18 protein-coding genes are annotated in these 18,572 nt (G+C 71.5%); 2 read left to right on the top strand and 16 right to left on the bottom strand.

The window, feature by feature from the left end; translation table 11 throughout:
• Window positions 1-51: 51 nt before the first annotated feature.
• A complete protein-coding gene (locus ACIP94_RS12580) occupies window positions 52-774 on the top strand; it encodes a 3'-5' exonuclease (protein ID WP_402423530.1) in 723 nt (240 codons plus the stop codon).
• Window positions 775-803: 29 nt separating this feature from the next.
• On the opposite strand, the gene ACIP94_RS12575 is transcribed toward ACIP94_RS12580, so the two are convergent.
• On the bottom strand, window positions 804-1,667 hold the full coding sequence (locus ACIP94_RS12575; protein ID WP_402423527.1) for a phosphotransferase enzyme family protein: 864 nt from the start codon (window positions 1,665-1,667) through the stop codon (window positions 804-806).
• Window positions 1,668-1,984: 317 nt separating this feature from the next.
• On the bottom strand, window positions 1,985-4,246 hold the full coding sequence (locus tag ACIP94_RS12570; protein ID WP_402423524.1) for an MMPL family transporter: 2,262 nt from the start codon (window positions 4,244-4,246) through the stop codon (window positions 1,985-1,987).
• A gap of 230 nt (window positions 4,247-4,476) precedes the next feature.
• On the opposite strand from ACIP94_RS12570, the gene ACIP94_RS12565 reads away from it, so the two are divergent.
• Entirely contained in the window at window positions 4,477-5,031 is a 555-nt protein-coding gene (locus ACIP94_RS12565) for a DUF1697 domain-containing protein (protein WP_402423522.1), read from the top strand.
• A 107-nt stretch (window positions 5,032-5,138) separates the two neighbouring features.
• Here ACIP94_RS12565 and ACIP94_RS12560 read toward each other — a convergent pair whose 3' ends face one another.
• From ACIP94_RS12560 to ACIP94_RS12495, 14 genes are all read right to left on the bottom strand, one after another.
• Window positions 5,139-5,879: a sirohydrochlorin chelatase gene (locus tag ACIP94_RS12560; RefSeq protein ID WP_402423519.1), complete on the bottom strand. Its 741-nt coding sequence runs from the start codon at window positions 5,877-5,879 to the stop codon at window positions 5,139-5,141.
• Between the two features lie 6 nt (window positions 5,880-5,885).
• Window positions 5,886-6,797, bottom strand: a complete 912-nt coding sequence (locus tag ACIP94_RS12555; RefSeq protein ID WP_402423516.1) for an ABC transporter permease — start codon at window positions 6,795-6,797, stop codon at window positions 5,886-5,888.
• Window positions 6,784-7,572, bottom strand: a complete 789-nt coding sequence (locus tag ACIP94_RS12550) for an ABC transporter ATP-binding protein (RefSeq protein WP_402423514.1) — start codon at window positions 7,570-7,572, stop codon at window positions 6,784-6,786. The genes ACIP94_RS12555 and ACIP94_RS12550 overlap by 14 nt, the downstream gene beginning before the upstream one ends.
• Before the next feature lie 36 nt (window positions 7,573-7,608).
• Window positions 7,609-8,718 carry an aliphatic sulfonate ABC transporter substrate-binding protein gene (locus ACIP94_RS12545; protein ID WP_402423512.1) on the bottom strand — a complete coding sequence of 370 codons (1,110 nt, stop codon included), beginning with the start codon at window positions 8,716-8,718 and terminating at the stop codon, window positions 7,609-7,611.
• A 235-nt stretch (window positions 8,719-8,953) separates the two neighbouring features.
• Entirely contained in the window at window positions 8,954-10,279 is a 1,326-nt protein-coding gene (locus ACIP94_RS12540) for a sulfate adenylyltransferase subunit 1 (protein ID WP_402423509.1), read from the bottom strand.
• A gap of 2 nt (window positions 10,280-10,281) precedes the next feature.
• Complete coding sequence (gene cysD / locus ACIP94_RS12535) at window positions 10,282-11,220, bottom strand: sulfate adenylyltransferase subunit CysD (RefSeq protein ID WP_402423506.1); 939 nt, start codon at window positions 11,218-11,220, stop codon at window positions 10,282-10,284.
• Window positions 11,217-11,753, bottom strand: a complete 537-nt coding sequence (gene cysC, locus ACIP94_RS12530) for an adenylyl-sulfate kinase (protein ID WP_402423503.1) — start codon at window positions 11,751-11,753, stop codon at window positions 11,217-11,219. The genes cysD and cysC overlap by 4 nt, the downstream gene beginning before the upstream one ends.
• A 47-nt stretch (window positions 11,754-11,800) precedes the next feature.
• Window positions 11,801-12,511 carry a phosphoadenylyl-sulfate reductase gene (locus ACIP94_RS12525; RefSeq protein WP_402423500.1) on the bottom strand — a complete coding sequence of 237 codons (711 nt, stop codon included), beginning with the start codon at window positions 12,509-12,511 and terminating at the stop codon, window positions 11,801-11,803.
• Window positions 12,508-12,687: a hypothetical protein gene (locus ACIP94_RS12520; RefSeq protein ID WP_365155433.1), complete on the bottom strand. Its 180-nt coding sequence runs from the start codon at window positions 12,685-12,687 to the stop codon at window positions 12,508-12,510. The genes ACIP94_RS12525 and ACIP94_RS12520 overlap by 4 nt, the downstream gene beginning before the upstream one ends.
• Window positions 12,684-14,375, bottom strand: a complete 1,692-nt coding sequence (locus tag ACIP94_RS12515) for a nitrite/sulfite reductase (RefSeq protein ID WP_402423497.1) — start codon at window positions 14,373-14,375, stop codon at window positions 12,684-12,686. Before ACIP94_RS12515 ends, ACIP94_RS12520 begins: the two co-directional genes overlap by 4 nt.
• A gap of 127 nt (window positions 14,376-14,502) precedes the next feature.
• Window positions 14,503-14,586, bottom strand: a complete 84-nt coding sequence (locus ACIP94_RS12510; protein WP_309486338.1) for a putative leader peptide — start codon at window positions 14,584-14,586, stop codon at window positions 14,503-14,505.
• Window positions 14,587-14,710: 124 nt separating this feature from the next.
• The gene (locus tag ACIP94_RS12505) at window positions 14,711-15,283 is read right to left on the bottom strand and encodes a GNAT family N-acetyltransferase (protein ID WP_402423494.1); all 573 of its coding nucleotides are present in this window, start codon (window positions 15,281-15,283) and stop codon (window positions 14,711-14,713) included.
• A gap of 80 nt (window positions 15,284-15,363) precedes the next feature.
• Entirely contained in the window at window positions 15,364-16,758 is a 1,395-nt protein-coding gene (locus ACIP94_RS12500) for a hypothetical protein (RefSeq protein ID WP_402423491.1), read from the bottom strand.
• A 257-nt stretch (window positions 16,759-17,015) separates the two neighbouring features.
• Window positions 17,016-18,305, bottom strand: coding sequence for a GAF domain-containing protein (locus ACIP94_RS12495; RefSeq protein ID WP_402423488.1), 1,290 nt, complete (start codon window positions 18,303-18,305; stop codon window positions 17,016-17,018).
• Between the last annotated feature and the right edge of the window lie 267 nt (window positions 18,306-18,572).

Raw genomic sequence — 18,572 nt, 5'->3', positions numbered from 1 at the left:
TGCGAAGGTGGTGGCCACTGGGGGAACGCACCACCGAGAAGGGGGGCCGCCATGGCCTGGCACCGAGAGCTGCTGATCGGATTCGACCTGGAGACGACCGGGACGGATCCGTACGAGGCGCGCATCGTCACGGGGGCGGTGATCGAGGTCAAGGACGGGCAGCCGCTCGGCCGGCGCGAATGGCTGGCCGACCCCGGAGTGGAGATCCCGGCGGACGCGGTCGCGGTGCACGGGATCAGCAATGAGCGGGCGGCCGCCGAGGGCAGCCGGGCCGACCGGGTCGCGGACGCGATCGCCGACGTCCTGGCCGGGTACTGGAAGACGGGCGTCCCGGTCGTCGCCTACAACGCGTCCTTCGACCTCACCCTGCTCACGGCCGAGCTGCGCCGGTACGGACTGCCCTCACTGCGCGAGCGGCTCGGCGGTCCGGGGCCCGCGCCCGTCATCGACCCGTACACCATCGACCGCCGGGCCGACCGCTACCGCCGCGGCAAGCGCACCCTGGAGGCGGTCTGCGCGGAGTACGGCGTCCCGCTGGACGCGGCGCACAACGCCGCCGCGGACGCCCTGGCCGCGGCCCGGCTCGCCGGCGCGATAGCCCGCCGCCACCCGAAGATCGCGGCGCTCGGCCCGGCGGAGCTGCACCGCCGTCAGATCGAGTGGCACGCGGACTGGGCGGCGGACTTCCAGGCGTTTCTGCGCCGCAAGGGCGACACCGAGGCCGTGGTGGACGGGGCGTGGCCGTTGCGCGAGGCATTGCAGCACACGGTCTGACCGGGCCTCGCGGGCTGAGAGCGCAGGGCTCAGAAGGTATACCAGCGAACGGTCTCGTCCCCGTCCCGCAGGGACGCCACCCGCCGCTCGAACTCGGCGAGTGCCTTGGGGTTGCTGGGCGCGTGCTGCGCGACCCAGGCGCAACTGGCGGTCTCGCGCGCGCCCCGCAGCACGGAACAGCCCTCCCAGGCGCGCACGTCCCAGCCGTAGGTCCGGGTGAAGGAGTCGTACGCCTCGGCGGGCAGGCCGTAGCGGTCGCGGGACAGTGCCATGACCACCAGGTCGTGCTCGCGCAGATCCGCGGCGAAGGTCTCCAGGTCCACCAGCACCGGTCCGTCCGGGCCGATGTGCACATTGCGGGGCAGCGCGTCGCCGTGGATGGGGCCCGGCGGCAGATGCGGCGTCAGGGCCGCCGCCGCGGCGGCGAACCCGTCCCGGCGCTCGCGCAGATACGCCGCGTCGGCAGGATCGATCGCGTCGCCCGCCAGCCGCAGCCAGCGCTCCACACCGCCCAGCAGATCGCGGGGCGGCAGATCGAAGGAGGGGGAGGGGAGTGCGTGCACGATCCGCAGCAGTTCGGCCAGGTCCCGCGGCTCGGCGGGGCGTACGGGCTCGGGCAGCCGGTGCCACACCGTCACCGGGTGGCCGTCCACGAGGAGCGGCCGGGGCTCGGCGGCCCGTACGGCGGGGACGCCCTCCTCGGCGAGCCAGACGGCGGTGTCCAGCTCCCGCCGTGCCCGGTCCAGGAGTTCGGCGTCGCGGCCCACCTTGACCACCAGTTCACCGGCGGCGAACACCGCGTTCTCGCCCAGGGCGAGGAGTCGCGCGTCCCCGGCCGGCCCGGGCAGCACGCCCGCCGCCGCCAGCAGCTCGCGCGCCGTTGCCTCGTCCATGTGTTCGTCTCCGTGCCTCGCCGCGGTCCTTGATGCCCTGGTGAACAACCGCCGGGGCACACACCCCTCGGGCCGCCGCCCCGGCCGTCCGCACCGCCAGTGTCGCATTCCCCCAGGTCGCGCAGTGTGCGTGGGGTCACCGCCTACGGGGGGAGGGGCCGCGCGATCCGGCGCCGCGGAACGCGTGATGGTGGCGGTGCGGCCGTGAGCGCGGCAACGTGGCCGGAGGGGACGGTGGCGCGGCCGGTGAACACGGCATGCGTGGCCGGGATGCTCACCCCGGCCACGCATGCCCTCGGTGTCCTCACCGGCAGGGATCAGACGCCGACCTTCTCCCCCTCCACCGCCGGCGGCGGAGGCGGCGGGGAGGCCAGGGCCGACTCGTCGTGTGTGAGGTCGGGCAGCCGGTGCAGCCACTTCGGCAGGTACCAGTTCCGTTCGCCCAGCAGGGCCATCACGGCCGGGAGCAGCACGCCCCGGATGACGGTCGCGTCGATGAGCACCGCCGCGGCGAGGCCCACGCCCATCTGCTTCATGGACTGCATCGACAGCGTGCCGAAGATCGCGAAAACGGCCACCATGATGACCGCGGCGCTGGTCACGACGCCCGCCGTCGTCACCACACCGTGCGCGATGGCCTCCTTCGTCGTCCGGCCGCGCAGCCGCGCCTCGCGGATCCGGGAGACCACGAACACGTGGTAGTCCATCGAGAGACCGAACAGGATGACGAAGAGGAACAGCGGCAGCCAGGTGACGATGGCCCCCACGCCGTGGGCGCCCACCAGCGAGGCGCCCCAGCCGTGCTGGAAGACGGCGACCAGGATGCCGTACGCCGCGCCGACCGACAGCAGATTGAGCGCGATCGAGGTGATAGCGACCGTCAGCGAGCGGAAGGAGACGAGCATCAGCAGGAAGGCGAAGACCACGACGAACGCGAAGACCGGGACCACCGAGCCGACGAGCTGGTCATTGAAGTCGTGCGAGCCCGCCACCTGCCCGGTGATCGGCGCCTGCACGCCCTCGACCTTGCCGAGGGTGTCCGGCCGCACCTTGTCACGCAGCAGTTCCAGGCTCCTGCCCGCCCGGTCCAGGTCCGAGCCGCCGACCAGCGGGACGGAGACCACGGCCACGTTCTGCGCGTCGTGCAGCCTGATGTCCACCGGGCCACGCGAGGCGCCCGAACTGATCGCCTGCGCCCGGAAGTCGGCGAGCGCGGACTTCACGTCGGGGGCGTTGATGTCCTTCGCCCGGACGATCACCTGGGCCGGCTCGGAGCCGCCCGGGAAGGCGTCGTTGACCCGGTTGTACGTGGCCACGATGGGCAGCTTGTCGCCGAACTCCTGGTCCATCGTCAGGTTCTGGGTCTTCATGCCGAGCGCGGGCGCCGCGACCGCCAGCAGCGCACCCGCCGCGACCACCAGCGAGACGGCGGGCCTGGCGAGGACGACCTTGAGCACGGCGGCCCACAGCCGGCTGCCCTCGGCGGAGGAACGGGCGCCGGCACCGCGCCGCCGGCGCAGGAACGGAAGACGGCCCTTCTCCACCCGCTCGCCGAGGAGGGAGAGCAGCGCGGGCAGCACGGTCACCGAACCGACCATGGCGACCGCCACCACCATCAGTGAGGCCAGCCCCATCGCCTCGAAGGTGGCGATGCCCGTGAAGAGCATGCCGGCCATGGCGACGCACACGGTGACACCGGAGACGATGACGGCGCGTCCGCTGGTCGCGGCGGCGATCCGCAGCGCGGTGCCCGGGTCGCGGCCGGCCGCCCGCTCCTCACGCTCGCGCCGCAGGTAGAACAGGCAGTAGTCGACGCCGACGGCCATGCCCACCAGCAGCATCACGGAGTTGGCGGTGTCGTTCATCGCCTGCAGATGGCTGACGAGGCCCATCAGACCCATCGTCGCCATGATCGCGGTGATCGCGAGCGCGACCGGGAGCAGCGCGGCGACCAGCGCGCCGAACGCGATCAGCAGGATGCCGAGCGCCACCGGCACCGCGGAGTACTCGGCCTGCTTGAAGTCGTCGCCGAACGCGTCGGAGAACGTCTTCTGCATGCTGGCGCCGCCGATCTCCTCGATCCGCAGCCGCCCGTGCTCCTTCTGGACCCCGGCGACGGCCTGCAGCACCGGCTCGACCCGGACGCCCGCGGTGTCCGCGTCGCCGCGCATGTCGAACTGCACCAGCGCGCTGCGGCCGTCCCGGGAAATGGTCTTGGTGTCGTACGGAGACGTCACATCCGTCACCCGCCCGGTGCCCTCGACGGCCCGCACGACCGCGGTGACGGCGGCGTGGAACTCCGGGTCCGTGGCGGTGGTCCGGCCGTCCCTGGCCTGGACCAGGACGGTCTCACCGGCCGGCTGCTCGATCCCCGCGTCCTGGATGATCCGCGCGGCGGTGTGCGTCTCGCCCCCCATCTGGTCGCTGTCCTTGACGTCGACGCGGCCGACCGCCGAGCCGAGAGCCATGGCCAGGACGACGAACAGTACCCAGATGCCGACGGCAGCCCATCGGTGCCGGGCGCTCCAGCCGCCGGCCCGGGCGGCGATGCCCCGCACCCGTGTGTCTCCGTTCCCCATGACGGGCTTGCCCCCTCGTGTGCGGGTGACGGCCCCCTGCCGCCACCACTCGCTACGACGGTAGGGGCGGCAGAAGGGCCCACACCTCGTGCTCGTCGGTGAACCGCACACCCCCCGGCTCCTCCCCGCGGACCCCGCCGCCTCACCATCGGGGAGGAGGACGGCCCTTACACCTACTCGGGGTTCTCGGGGGCCCGCCCCCAGGGTCCGCCCGGCTTTAGGGTGTGCGGATGACGACGACATACGCGGTGCTGCTGCGCGGGATCAACGTGGGCGGCAGCAGGAAGCTGCCGATGGCCGAACTGCGGACCCTGATGGAGGGGCTCGGCTACGACGGCGCCCGTACCTACCTCCAGAGCGGTCAGGCCGTCTTCTCCTGTGACCGGGGAGACGAGGAGTCCCTCGCCGCCGAGCTCACCGGGGCGATCGAGAAGCGTTTCGGTTTCTCCGTCGACGCCATCGTGCGCGACCACGCCTATCTGACGTCCGTACGCGAGGCCTGTCCGTTCCCCGCGGACCGGCTCGAGGGCAGGCAACTGCATCTCACGTACTTCTCGCGGCCGGTCGACGCGGAGCGGTTCGCCGAGATCGACCCGGCCGTGTATCTGCCGGAGGAGTTCCGGCTGGGCGACCGCGCCCTCTACCTCTACGCACCCGACGGGCTCGGCCGCTCCAAGCTCGCCGAGCACCTCGCCAAGCCCCGGCTGACCAAGGGCCTGATCGCCACCACCCGGAACTGGAACACCGTCGTCAAGCTGGCCGAGATGACCGCTCCGGGAGCATGACCCCACAGGGCCCCCGGTGTGGGGTACAGGCCGAGCCCACGGGACGGGTCCACCGGCACACGCCGGTTGTGCGTTGACGGGGTGCGCGCCCAGCGGGCCCGGGGCTCTCAGGCCCCGAGGGCCGTCAGCAGCGGCAGCCGGGCCTCGTCGTAGCGCTCCAGCACCGCCCTGGCCACCTCCGGCGCGGGCCCGAGGACTTCGGCCAGCACGTCCGCCTCGGCGGCACCCCGGGCGATGCGGTCCGGCAGAAAGCCGGGGGCGAGGACGTACGGTGCCACGGCCACCCGCGCGCAGCCCGCCGCCCGCAGCTCCCGCACCGCGTCCTCGGTGCGGGGCAGGGATGCGGAGGCGAACGCAGGCCGCACGGCGCACCAACCGGTGTGCCGCCACTCCCGCGCGATGTCAGCGATCACTGCGCTCGCCTCCGGGTCCGTGGACCCCGCCGAGGCCAGCACGACCCCGGTCGAGGACTTGTCGGCGGGGGTCAGCCCCGCCTCGTACAGCCGCCGCTCCAGCGCGTGCAGCAGCAGCGGCGAGGGGCCCAGCACCTCCGCCTGCCGGATCCGCAGCCGGGCCGGAGCCTCCCGCAGGACCGCCGGGATGTCCGCCTTCGCGTGGAAGGCCCGGGTCAGCAGGAGCGGGAGCGCCACGACCTCGCGCACTTCCTGAGCCGCCAGCGCCTCCAGCGCCCCCTGCACGGAGGGGACGTTGAAGTCCAGGAAGCCGGTCTCCACGCGCAGCCCGGGCCGCAGCGACCGCACCCGGCGGACCAGGGCGTGCACCGTGGCGGCGTGCCGTGGATCGCGGCTGCCGTGGGCGATGACGAGGAGAACAGGCTGGGAGTGCATGGGACTTCAGCTCTTGACGAGAAGACCGCGACTGCGCAGCACCCACCGCTCCAGCGGACTGAAGATCAGCAGGTCGATCGCGATGCCGACGATCAGGATCAGGATGACGGCCTCGAAGACCATGGACATGGAACTGGCGTTGCGGCCGTTCTCCAGCAGCGCTCCCAGCCCGATGCCGAGGTCGGGCGAGGAGGCGATGATCTCCGCTGCCATCAGCGAGCGCCAGGAGAAGGCCCAGCCCTGCTTCAGACCCGCCAGATAGCCCGGCAGCGCGGCCGGCATGACGATGTGCCAGGTGCCCCTGAGTCCCCTCGCCCCCATCGTCCGGCCCGCCCGCAGAAACAACGGCGGCACCTGGTCGACGCCCGACACCAGGCCGTTGGCGATCGACGGCACGGCTCCGAGCAGGATCACCGCGTACATCATCGAGTTGTTCAGGCCCAGCCAGATCACCGCCGGCGGCACCCAGGCCACCGACGGCAGCGACTGGAGCCCGGACAGGATCGGGCCGATGGCGGCGCGCACGAACTTCACGCGGGCCACCACCAGACCCAGCGGGGTGCCGATCGCCAGGGCGAACAGGAAGCCCAGCAGGCCGCGCGAGACGCTGGTCCAGATATAGCCGAGCAGCTTGCCCTGGAGCCAGGCGTCCTTCACCTCGCCCCAGACATCGGCGGGAGAGGGAAGCTTGGTCGGATCATCGACGATCTTGAAAGAGACGAGTGCCTGCCAGACCAGCAGGACGACCGCGATCGCGACGAGGGGCGGCAGGATCTTGTGGACGAAGGTCTGCCGGAAGGGCGTCCGGCCGGTGGCGGAGACCTCCAGGGCGTCGAGGCCCGCCTCCAGGCCGCCCAGCCCGGCGCTGTCCCCGCCGGAGGAGTCCGCCGTCCGCTCGGTGGTCTCAGTGCTGGCCATGACGGCGGATCTCCCCACGCAGTACTTCGGTGATCTCGACGGACAGCTCCGCCACCGGGGCGTCCTCGATGCGGCGCGGCTGCGCGATGTCGACCGTCCACTCCCGTGCCACCCGGCCCGGACGCGAGGACAGCAGCACGACGCGCTGCGCCAGACGCACCGCCTCACGCACGTTGTGCGTGACGAACAGCACGGACACGCCCGTCTCCGCCCAGATGCGGGTCAGCTCGTCGTGCAGCACGTCCCGGGTGATCGCGTCGAGGGCCGCGAACGGCTCGTCCATCAAGAGCAGTCGGCTGTCCTGCGCCAGGGCGCGGGCCATGGCGACACGCTGGCGCATACCGCCCGACAGCTCGTGCACCCGCTTTCCGTACGAGCCCTTCAGCCGTACGAGTTCGAGCAGCTCCTCGGCCTTGCCGCGCCGCTCGCCCTTCGCAACACCCCTGAGTTTCAGGGCGAGTTCGATGTTCTTGCCCGCGGTCAGCCACGGGAACAGGGCGTGCTCCTGGAACATCAGGGCCGGGCGCCCCTGGGTGGTGATGGTGCCGGCGGAGGGCTTGTCGAGCCCCGCCACCAGGTTGAGCAGGGTGGACTTGCCGCAGCCCGAGGCCCCCAGGAGGGTGACGAACTCACCCGGGGCGACATTCAGGGTGATGTCGTCGAGGACGAGCTGCTGCCCGGCGGGCCCGGCGAAGGACTTCGAGACATGCTCGATCCGGGCGGCGTGCTCCACCGACGCGGCGCCTTCGGCGGCCTTGGCGAGGGCGGTGGCCATGGTCGTCACCTCCTGGGAACTCTTCGGGATCCGGGCTTACTCGGCGCCGAGGCCGGCGTCGTCGACGGTGCTCTCGCCCTCGTTCTTGAGGACCTTGTTCAGCAGGGTCAGGTCGTAGATGCCGGCCAGCTTCGGGTCCTTCAGCAGACCGGCCTTGACCGCGTGCTGCGCCTCGGTGTTCAGGGTCGAGGCCAGCGGGTCGTCGGTGATCTGGATGGACTTCCACGCCGGGTCCAGCACGTTCGTCGGCAGGGCCTTGCCGGAGTCGGCCTCCAGCTGCCTGTTCGCCGCGGCCTTCGCCTCGTCCGGGTTGGCGTTGATCCACTTGTTGGTGTCGACCGACGCCTTCAGCACCGCCTCCACGGCCTTCGGGTGCTCCGTGAGGAACTTCTGCGACACGACGATGTTGGTGATCACGAACTTCTTGCCGGGCCACAGCGACGACTCGTCCAGCAGCACCTTGCCGCCCGCGGCGACCAGCTTGGACGCGGTCGGCTCCGGCACCCAGGCGCCGTCGATCGAGCCCGACTTGAAGGCGTCCGGAGTGACCTTGTTGTCGGTGCGGACGACCGAGACATCGCCCTTGCCGCTCTCCGCGTCGACCTTCCAGCCCTGCTCCGCGATCCAGTTGAGGAAGGCCACGTCCTGCGTGTTGCCGAGCTGAGGCGTCGCGATCTTCTTGCCCTTGACGTCCTTCAGCGACTTGATCTTCTTCGGGTCGACGACGAGCTTCACCCCACCGGACGCCGAACCGCCGATGATGCGCAGGCTCTTGCCGTCGGACTTGGTATAGCCGTTGATCGCCGGGGAGGGGCCGATCCAGCCGATGTCGATGGCACCGGAGTTGAGGGCCTCGATCTCGGAGGGACCGGCGTTGAAGATCTGGTACTTGGCCTGCGTGGCACCGAGCGCCTTCTGGAAGAAGCCCTTCTGGACGCCGACGAGTGCGGTCGCGTGGGTGAGGTTGCCGAAGTAGCCGATCTTCACGGAGTCGAGACCGTCGATCTTCTTGGCTCCGGCGGCGACCTTCTGGCCGGCGGTGTCGTCCTTGGCCTCGGACCCGTAGCCGCAGGCGGCGAGGGCGAGGAGAGGGAGAGCGGCGAGCGTGGCTATGCCGCTGCGAAGCAGTGAGCGGTTGGCAGGCACGGGAGGCGGTCCTCTCGTTGGCCCGGCGGTCACGGTCTCTCAGGTCGTGGCCGGGGGGTCGGCTGAGGGTCTTCGTCGCTTCTGGGACGTCAGGTGGGGGGACAGGGCGCGCAGGCAGTGCGCGTACGTCATCGCGCACATCGCGCCACTCCGCCCTGCCCGCTCCCGAGGGCACCGCTGCCGACGCGGCCGCCCTCCTTCGCGAACATCGAGTAGAAGCAGGTGGTGGTCATGATCAGAAGTCCCACCCGTCGTCGGCGTCGTCCTTCACCGGCTCGGGCGCGGCGAACGACTCGCCGACCATGCCCGCGGTGAGCGTGGTGCCGTCGGCCGGGTCGATCAGGATGAACGATCCGGTGCGGCGGGAGTCCGCGTACGAGTCCACCGGCAGCGGCTCCGCGGTGCGGATCTTCACCCGGCCGATGTCGTTGGCGACGAGTTGTCCCGGGTGCGGGTGCAGGGACAGGTCGTCGAGGGTGAGGCGGGAGGGAATGTCCTTGACGATCGCCTTGACCGTGCGGGTGCCGTGCTTGAGCAGCACCCGGTGGCCGACGGTCAGGGCCTGGTCCGCCACATGGCAGACCGTCGCCTCGATGTCCTGGGTGGTCGCGGGCGCGTCCTTGCCGGGCACGATCAGGTCGCCGCGCGAGATGTCGATGTCGTCCTCCAGCAGAAGGGTCACCGACTGCGGGGTCCACGCCACGTCGACCGGCTCGCCGAGCAGATCGATCCCGGAGACCTTCGTGCTCCGGCCGGAGGGCAGCACGGTGACCTGCTCGCCGACGCGGAAGGTGCCGGCCGCGATCTGGCCCGCGTAGCCCCGGTAGTCGGGGTGCTCGGCGCTCTGCGGCCGGATCACGTACTGCACGGGCAGCCGCGCGTGGCAGTGCGCCAGGTCATGGCTGACCGGGACGGTCTCCAGATGCTCCAGGACGGTCGGGCCGCCGTACCAGTCCATGTTCGCGGACGGCTCCACCACGTTGTCACCGGCCAGCGCCGAGATCGGGATGGCGGTGACCTCGGGGACGCCCAGCTCGGTCGCGTACGCCGTGAACTCCTCGGCGATCGCCGCGAACACGGACTCCCGGTACTCGACGAGGTCCATCTTGTTCACGGCGAGGACCACGTGCGGGACGCGCAGCAGGGCGGCGATCGCGGCGTGGCGGCGGGTCTGCTCGACGACGCCGTTGCGGGCGTCGACCAGGATCACCGTCAGCTCCGCGGTGGAGGCGCCGGTGACCATGTTCCGTGTGTACTGCACATGGCCGGGCGTGTCGGCGAGGATGAACCGCCGGCGAGGGGTGGCGAAGTAGCGGTACGCCACATCGATGGTGATGCCCTGTTCGCGTTCGGCGCGCAGGCCGTCGGTGAGCAGCGCGAGGTCCGGGCCGTCCTGGCCACGGCCGGCCGAGGCGCGTTCCACGGCCTCCAGCTGGTCGGCGAGGACCGACTTGGAGTCGTGCAGCAGCCGTCCGACGAGGGTGGACTTGCCGTCGTCGACCGAACCGGCGGTGGCGAACCGCAGGAGGGTGGTGGCGGAGAGTTCCGTGGTCGTGGTCATGGCTAGAAGTACCCCTCGCGCTTGCGGTCCTCCATGGCGGCCTCGGAGAGCTTGTCGTCGGCGCGGGTGGCGCCGCGCTCGGTGAGCCGGGAGGCGGCGATCTCGGCGATCACCTGCTCCAGGGTCACCGCCTCCGAGTCGACGGCACCGGTGCAGGACATGTCACCCACGGTCCGGTAGCGCACCAGACGCCGCTCGACCGTCTCGCCGTCCTTGGGGCCGCCCCAGTCACCCGCGGTCAGCCACATGCCGCTGCGCCGGAAGACGTCGCGCTCGTGGGCGAAGTAGATCTCGGGCAGTTCGATGCCCTCGCGGGCGATGTACTGCCACACGTCCAGTTCGGTCCAGTTGGACAGGGGGAACACCCGGACGTGCTCACCGGGCGCGTGGCGGCCGTTGTAGAGCTGCCACAGCTCGGGGCGCTGGCGGCGCGGGTCCCACTGGGAGAACTCGTCGCGCAGCGAGAAGACGCGCTCCTTGGCGCGGGCCTTCTCCTCGTCCCGGCGTCCGCCGCCGAAGACGGCGTCGAACCGCTCGGCCTGGATCTTCTCCGTGAGGGGCAGGGTCTGCAGGGGGTTGCGGGTGCCGTCGGGGCGCTCCTTGAGGACCCCGCGGTCGATGTAGTCCTGAACGGACGCCACGTGCAGCCGCAGGCCGTGCTTCTCGACGGCGCGGTCGCGGTACTCCAGCACCTCGGGGAAGTTGTGCCCGGTGTCCACGTGCAGCAGCGAGAAGGGCACCGGCGCGGGCGTGAACGCCTTGAGCGCCAGGTGCAGCATCACGATGGAGTCCTTGCCGCCGGAGAACAGGATCACCGGCCGCTCGAACTCGCCCGCCACCTCACGGAAGATATGGACGGCCTCGGACTCCAGCGCGTCCAGATGGGACAGCGCGTACGGGCTGTCCGTGCCCTCCGCGGTCGTGGCGACGGTGGTCGTCATGCCAGCCCCCTTTCGCTGAGCAGCGCGTACACCGCCGCCGCCGACTCCTGCACGGTCTGGTTCTGGGACTCGATCCGCAGATCGGGAGACTCGGGCTCCTCGTACGGGTCGTCGACTCCTGTCAGGCCCGTCAGCTCACCTGCGGCCTGCCTGGCGTACAGGCCCTTCACATCGCGTACGGAGCACACCTCCAGGGGAGTCGCCACATGCACCTCGAGGTACGGCGCCCCGCTCTCCTGGTGGCGCTTGCGCACCGCCTCGCGGCTGTCCGCGTACGGCGCGATCACCGGGACCAGCGCCTTGACGCCGTTGCGGGCGAGCAGATCGGCGAGGAAGCCGATGCGCTGCACATTCGTGTGCCGGTCCGCGCGGCTGAAGCCGAGGCCCGCGGAGATGAACTCGCGGATCTCGTCGCCGTCGAGCACCTCGACCCGGTGGCCCTCCTCGCGCAGCCGGCCGGCCAGCTCGTAGGCGATCGTGGTCTTGCCGGCGCTCGGCAGACCCGTGAGCCAGACGGTGGCTCCGGTTGTCACGTGGGTCTCCCTGGTTGTCGGAACGTCTCTGGAAAGCCGATTCATGGTCAGCCGTGCAGCCCGCACTCGGTCTTGGCGCGGCCCGCCCAGCGGCCGGCGCGCGCGTCCTCGCCCGCCAGGACCCGGCGGGTGCAGGGGGCGCAGCCCACGGAGGCATAGCCGTCCATCAGCAACGGGTTGGTGAGGACGCCGTGTTCGGCGATGTACGCGTCCACGTCGTCCTGGGTCCAGCGGGCGATCGGCGAGATCTTCACCTTCCGCCGCTTGTCGTCCCAGCCGACGACGGGGGTGTCGGCCCGCGTCGGGGACTCGTCGCGGCGCAGTCCGGTCGCCCAGGCGTCGTAGCCCGTGAGCCCTTCCTGCAGCGGCTGGAGCTTGCGCAGCCTGCAGCACAGGTCGGGGTCGCGGTCATGCAGCCGGGGCCCGTACTCGGCGTCCTGTTCGGAGACCGTCTGACGGGGGGTCAGCGTGATGACGTTGACGTCCATCACGGCCTCGACCGCGTCGCGGGTGCCGATGGTCTCCGGGAAGTGGTAGCCGGTGTCGAGGAACACGACATCCACACCCGGCATCGCGCGGGAGGCGAGGTGGGCCACCACGGCGTCCTCCATCGAGGAGGTCACGCAGAAGCGCCCCCCGAAGGTGTCGGCCGCCCACCGGAGGATCTCCAGCGCGGAGGCGTCCTCCAGGTCGCGGCCCGCCTGCTCGGCGAGCGCCTTCAGCTCGTCGGTGGTGCGCTCTTGCTGAGTCGTCGTCATATCTCGTCCCCTCCGCTGTCGGCTCGCTGGAGCCCCCGGGCCAGCAGGCCCAGGAACTTCAGCTGGAAGGCTCGATTGCACGCCGCGCATTCCCATGCCCCATGTCCCTGCTCGCTCGGACGAAGGTCCTCGTCGCCGCAGTAGGGGCAGTAGAAGGGGGCCGCTCGCTCGCTCACGACAGTGCCTCCTCGGAAGCCCGGGCCGCCCAGGTCGCGAACCGCTCGCCGTCCTCGCGCTCCGCCTCGAATCGCTTGAGCACCCGCTCGATGTAGTCCGGCAGTTCCTCGGAGGTGACCTTCAGACCGCGCACCTTGCGGCCGAATCCGGCCTCGAGACCCAGCGCGCCACCCAGGTGCACCTGGAAGCCCTCGACCTGCTCGCCCTTGTCGTTGATGACCAACTGTCCCTTGAGACCGATGTCCGCCACCTGGATGCGCGCACAGGCGTTCGGGCAGCCGTTGACGTTGATGGTGATCGGCTCGTCGAAGTCCGGGATGCGGCGCTCCAGTTCATCGATCAGCGCGGAACCGCGCGCCTTGGTCTCGACGATGGCGAGCTTGCAGTACTCGATGCCGGTGCAGGCCATGGTGCCGCGCCGGAACGTGGACGGCCTCACCCTGAGGTCGAGCGCTTCCAGGCCCTCGACGAGCGAGTCGATCCGGTCCTCCTCGACGTCGAGCACGATCATCTTCTGCTCGACGGTCGTCCGGACCCGGCCGGAGCCGTGGGCCTCGGCGAGGTCCGCGATCTTCGTGAGCGTCGCCCCGTCCACGCGGCCCACGCGCGGCGCGAACCCGACGTAGTAGCGCCCGTCCCTCTGCCGGTGCACACCGACGTGGTCGCGCCAGCGCCGTACGGGCTGCGCGGGCGCCGGGCCGTCGGTCAGCCTGCGCCCCAGGTACTCGTCCTCCAGCACCTGACGGAACTTCTCCACGCCCCAGTCGGCGACCAGGAACTTCAGCCGGGCGCGCGTGCGCAGCCGGCGGTAGCCGTGGTCACGGAAGATCGAGATGACGCCCTCGAAGACGTCCGGCACCTCGTCCAGCGGCACCCAGGCGCCGAGGCGCTGCCCGATCTTCGGGTTGGTGGACAGACCGCCGCCGACCCACAGGTCGAAGCCGGGGCCGTGCTCCGGGTGGACCACGCCGACGAAGGCGACGTCGTTGATCTCGTGCGCCACGTCGAGCAGCGGCGAACCCGAGATCGCGGTCTTGAACTTGCGCGGCAGGTTCGAGTACGCCTGGTTGCCGATGACCCGGCGGTGGATCTCCTCGATGGCCGGGGTGCCGTCGATGATCTCGTCCTCGGCGATGCCGGCGACGGGCGAGCCGAGGATGACGCGGGGCGTGTCGCCGCAGGCCTCGGTGGTGGAGAGCCCGACGGCCTCCAGACGGTTCCAGATCTCGGGGACGTCCTCGATCCGGATCCAGTGGTACTGGATGTTCTGCCGGTCGGTGATGTCGGCGGTGCCGCGCGCGAACTCCTGCGAGATCTCACCGATGACGCGCAGCTGACGGGTGGTCAGTCGGCCGCCGTCGATGCGGACGCGGAGCATGAAGCAGGTGTCGTCCAGCTCCTCCGGCTCCAGGATCGCGGTCTTCCCGCCGTCGATCCCGGGCTTGCGCTGGGTGTACAGACCCCACCAGCGCATCCGGCCCCGCAGGTCGTTGGGATCGATGGAGTCGAAGCCGCGCCGGGAGTAGATCGTCTCAATGCGTGTCCGCACATTGAGACCGTCATCGTCCTTCTTGAACTGTTCATTGCCGTTGAGCGGGGTGAAGTGACCCGCCGCCCACTGGCCCTCACCACGGTGACGGCTCACCTTGCGGCGGGGCGCGGCGGGATTCTGCGGGGTGGCGGCCATGGTGGGTACGTCCTTCGGGACAGACGGGGGCAGCGGCTCTGACCTGCGCTTACCGGCGCACGTCACACGTGCGCGACGCTGCGCGAGGGCGAAGAGAAGAAGAAAAAGGCGGGAACTGGCTGTGGTCTCAGCTCGCCGGACAGATGGCGCTGGACATGCGGCCGAGATCGACGTGTCGTCGACTCACCAAGGCGATTCCAGTTCCAGACATGACGGAAGCGTGTCACGGCGTATTGGAACCAGTCCAGATCCATCCGTCATGTGGACACCCTTGTCCCGAAATACGGGACAGGGGTGTCCCTGGTCACACGGCGGAAGGCGCCGCATGGACGCGGTCAGGCCGGGTAAGCCCCCAGCCAGGGACCCGGAGTGGGCGCCTCGGGCTCCTCCTCGACCTTGGTGTCGAAGAGCCGGAAGCCCCGGCGCTGGTAGTTGTCCATGGCGAACTCGCCGTCCTTGCTGCAGGTGTGCAGCCACACCCGCTTCGTCGGCACACGCCCCGGCCAGCGGTCCGCGAGGTCCCAGGCACGCGCCGTGCCGTACGACAGGAGGTGCCCCCCGATCCGCCGCCCGCGGAACGCCGGGATGAGCCCGAAGTAGGCGATCTCGACGACTCCCTCGTCCACCGGGTCCAGTTCGACATACCCGGCGGGCGTGCCCCGGTCGTAGGCCACCCACGTCTCCACGCCCGGCCGGTCCAGATACTCCTGCCACCGTGCGTAGGGCCAGCCCAGCCGGTCGGTCCAGCGGATGTCACCGCCGACCGACGCGTACAGGAAGCGGCTGAACTCCGGCGAGGGCACCTCCGCGCGGACGATCCGGACATCGCCCTCGGGGGCCGTGGCGGGGCGCAGATCGGCCGGGGAGGTCTGTTCCAGGGACCACGTGGTCACGGTGAGGGTGCTCATGCGGTCAGGGAATCATGGGGCCGCGCGGCCTGACGAGGTGGGTCCGCGGTCCGGACCCGACCCCGGCCGGCCCGCGTTCGCTACTCCAGCGCGTCGTCCACGGAGTCCAGCGGGACCGCGTACAGCACCCGCCCGTCGGCCGCGCCCGTCCCCGAGTCCTCGTCCCCGCCGATCGCGCCCTCCGTCAGCGTCCACAGCTCGCCGGTCTGCTGCCAGTACGACAGGGACGTGGTGTGCCGGCCCCAGCAGGCGTGGGTCTCGTCGGCCGCGCAGGTGGCCGCCTTGGCCCCGGACGCGGTCTGCCGCCAGAGCGTTCCGTGCCGGCCGCCGACGGTGGGCGCGCGGTCGACGTACCAGTCGGACCCGGCCGCTCCGGGGTGCCTGTGCGACAGCACGCCCTGCACTCCGGCCGCGTCGGTCTCGTAGGCCTCCGTGGTCCGGACGTCTCCATGCGCGTCCGTGGCCAGCAGTCCGGTGTGCCCGGGCGCGGTGCTGTAGGCGTAGCGCCACAGACGGGCCGGCCGGCCGGCGCCTCCGGGCGGGAACCACTCGCTCGCCACCAGGCTGTCCGGGGTGGAGGTACGGTCCAGGGAGAGGGCGGAGAAGCAGGGCACCGCGCGGTCGTCGGCCGTCGAACAGGGGCCGCCGGTCAGGCGGTACGACCCGATCACGGGCAGGACGAACTGGTAGCCGTGCGCCGAGTAGCCGCCCTTGACCCGGCCGACGGCGTCACTGTCGACGTCCGCCTTCAGGATGCGTCGCAGGTCGAAGACGAGCAGGGAGTCGCGGGCGGTGACGATCAGCTTGTCCTGGTACCACACCATTCCGGACAGACGTGTGCGCACGGCCTGGAAGTCCTTGCCGCCGGCGCTCGGGGCGACCAGCAGGACCCATCGGTAGGCGAGGCGCGCCGGATCGTTCGCGTCGATGAAGGCGACCCGGGCGAGGCCCCGGTCGGCGGCGGGGGAGGTGGGCCCGGCGTGGCGGTCGTCGTGCGTCCAGCCGGACAGGATGACCCGGTCGGGGCCCCAGCGGCCGTCGTCGTCGGCGTCCCCGGAGGTGGTGACGGACCGGGGCAGCCACTGGGTGGTCGTCGCGTCGCCGTTGTCCCAGCAGTACGCGCGCGTGGCCGTCGGCTTCACCGGCAGCGCGGCCGTCTCGGCGGTATCGCACGCTGACTGGTCCCGCATCGGGTGGTCGGCGGCCTGAAGAACGTCGTGGACACCCACGCGGCCGCCCATCGCGCGGGTGAGCGAGTCGAGCGTGCGGTGGTCGGTGAGGTCCTCGTGAAGGCGGAGCCCGGCGGTCTCCGCCGCGGCGGAGACCCGGGTCAGGCCCCCGGGGTTGTCCCCGCCCGCGGCCTGGGAGGTGCTGATCAGCGTGGCGGCGGCGGTGAGCGCCAGCGCGGTACCGGCCAGCGTGGCCCGCAGCGCACGGCCCCGGCGCCTGCGGCGATGGCGGCCACGGTGCTTCATACAACCTCCTGGCGTAGGCCAACTGCTCCTTGTGGTCCGGACGTTGACTGGGGGAGCGGGTGGGGTGGCCTGTGAAGGGGATGCTACGGCAGACGCATGCGGTACCGGTCCAAGACCCGGGAAAAGGAGGGATATCCCCACCGTGAGGGCTAGGGGATGTGCGGCCGTTCGCACCGGGCGCGCCCCGCCCGTCACCGGTGTCACGGACGCCGCTCTTCGACGTCACGGCCTCGATGTCACGGCCGCGCCCCCCGCCGTCAGGACGGCGGGGGCGCGGTCCTGGCCCTCACCACCGCCGGAGCCACCGAGTGCGGCAGCAGGTCCTCGGGGTCGGGGGGCAGCAGCACCTCCACCTCCGCCGCATCGCGGAAACGATACGGCCGGTGTTCCAGAAAGGCCCCGAGGTACCGCCTGACCCGGGACATCTCCGCGCGCACCGTGACCGTGCGAGCGGGGTCGCCGAACAGGTCGGCGGAGAGCGCCGCGGCCGAGCGGCCGGCGCGGTGGAGCGCGAGGAGATACAGCAACTCGGCGTGCCGGGGGCTCAGTTCGTGGGTCCAGGACCCCGTGTCGCCCGAGACCGTCACGGACCAGCGGCGCGGGTGCGCCACATCCAGGACCACACGGGTGGCGTGCTCCGGCGCGGGCGCGTCCGCCGCGCGGATCAGCCAGCCCTCCGGCAGCGGCTCCACCGTGCAGGGCCCCACCGCCGGCAGCAGACAGCGGCCGGGTGCGAGCGCCACGGGCAGGGCCACCCGGGTCGCATACGGCATCCCCGTCACCGCCGCCGTCCAGCCGTCCTTGTCCACCGCCAACGCCCGGCCGCCGAGCCCGGCGAGCAGCGGCGCCGCCACCGCGCGCAGCCGGTCCAGCGAGGTCAGGTGCAGCTCGCGCAGCCGGGCCTCGGCGAGCTTGGCCACCGTGTTTACCCAGGCGAGCGTCGCCGGATGCATCGTCTGCAGCGGGCCGCTGACATCGACGACGCCGATCAGCCGGCCGTCGCGCGGGTCCGTGATCGGGGCGCCGGCGCAGGTCCAGGAGGTGTGGGCGAGGACGAAGTGCTCGGACGCGAACACCTGGACCGGGCGTCGGGTCACGGCGGCGGTGCCCACGCCGTTGGTGCCGACGACTTCCTCGCCCCAGTCCGCACCGGGCTCGAAGCCCAGTCCGTCCGCCCTGCGCAGTACCGACGCGTTGCCCTCGCGCCACAGCACCCGTCCGTCCGCGTCGGCGACCGCCATGATGTGGTGGGCGCCGTCCGCGACCGACAGCAGGCCCTCCCGCAGCACCGGCAGCACCTGACTGAGCGGCGAGTCCCGGCGGCGCCGTTCGATCTCGTCGTGGCTGAGCGGATCGGTCCGGACGCCCTGGTCGGGGTCGACTCCGCCGCGCAGCGCACGCCCCCACGACGCCTCGATCACCGGGCGCGGCGGGACGGGGGCGCGCTGCCCCGCGAGCGTCGCGCTGCGCACCTCGCTGAGCACGCGTGCCGCCTGCGCGGGGTTCAGGGCGGCGAGCCGTGTGACGTCTTGCGCCGAGAGCGCCACTGGAACCTCCCCCAAGGACCTGCCGCTGCCGTCTGGCTCGTCCGACGCGGGTCGCCCGGGCCGGTTCCGAGAACTCGGCCGTGGGCAGCCCCTCCTCGTCGGGGCCTCACGCCCCTGGCCTCGGTCTCCGCGGCACGCTCGCCCTGCCCGTGGGCCGTTTCCGGCCGGATACTGCCCGGACCCGTGTTGACGGTGGTTCTCATATTGCCGTCTGCCCACGGCGGAGGGGCGCAGTCCGGCCAACTGCGGGCACAAAGTTGCAACCCT

The organism is Streptomyces sp. NPDC093261, from assembly GCF_044753645.1.
GTDB lineage: Bacteria > Actinomycetota > Actinomycetes > Streptomycetales > Streptomycetaceae > Streptomyces.
This window is presented reverse-complemented; position numbering and strand designations above follow the sequence as displayed.

Excerpts from the sequence above, each read along its gene's own strand:
- ACIP94_RS12580 (WP_402423530.1), top strand. The coding sequence starts at position 52 with ATGGCCTGGCACCGAGAGCTGCTGATCGGATTCGACCTGGAGACGACC.
- ACIP94_RS12575 (WP_402423527.1), bottom strand. The coding sequence starts at position 1,667 with ATGGACGAGGCAACGGCGCGCGAGCTGCTGGCGGCGGCGGGCGTGCTG.
- ACIP94_RS12570 (WP_402423524.1), bottom strand. The coding sequence starts at position 4,246 with ATGGGGAACGGAGACACACGGGTGCGGGGCATCGCCGCCCGGGCCGGC.
- ACIP94_RS12565 (WP_402423522.1), top strand. The coding sequence starts at position 4,477 with ATGACGACGACATACGCGGTGCTGCTGCGCGGGATCAACGTGGGCGGC.
- ACIP94_RS12560 (WP_402423519.1), bottom strand. The coding sequence starts at position 5,879 with ATGCACTCCCAGCCTGTTCTCCTCGTCATCGCCCACGGCAGCCGCGAT.
- ACIP94_RS12555 (WP_402423516.1), bottom strand. The coding sequence starts at position 6,797 with ATGGCCAGCACTGAGACCACCGAGCGGACGGCGGACTCCTCCGGCGGG.
- ACIP94_RS12550 (WP_402423514.1), bottom strand. The coding sequence starts at position 7,572 with ATGGCCACCGCCCTCGCCAAGGCCGCCGAAGGCGCCGCGTCGGTGGAG.
- ACIP94_RS12540 (WP_402423509.1), bottom strand. The coding sequence starts at position 10,279 with ATGACCACGACCACGGAACTCTCCGCCACCACCCTCCTGCGGTTCGCC.
- cysD (WP_402423506.1), bottom strand. The coding sequence starts at position 11,220 with ATGACGACCACCGTCGCCACGACCGCGGAGGGCACGGACAGCCCGTAC.
- ACIP94_RS12525 (WP_402423500.1), bottom strand. The coding sequence starts at position 12,511 with ATGACGACGACTCAGCAAGAGCGCACCACCGACGAGCTGAAGGCGCTC.
- ACIP94_RS12515 (WP_402423497.1), bottom strand. The coding sequence starts at position 14,375 with ATGGCCGCCACCCCGCAGAATCCCGCCGCGCCCCGCCGCAAGGTGAGC.
- ACIP94_RS12510 (WP_309486338.1), bottom strand. The coding sequence starts at position 14,586 with ATGTCTGGAACTGGAATCGCCTTGGTGAGTCGACGACACGTCGATCTC.
- ACIP94_RS12505 (WP_402423494.1), bottom strand. The coding sequence starts at position 15,283 with ATGAGCACCCTCACCGTGACCACGTGGTCCCTGGAACAGACCTCCCCG.
- ACIP94_RS12500 (WP_402423491.1), bottom strand. The coding sequence starts at position 16,758 with ATGAAGCACCGTGGCCGCCATCGCCGCAGGCGCCGGGGCCGTGCGCTG.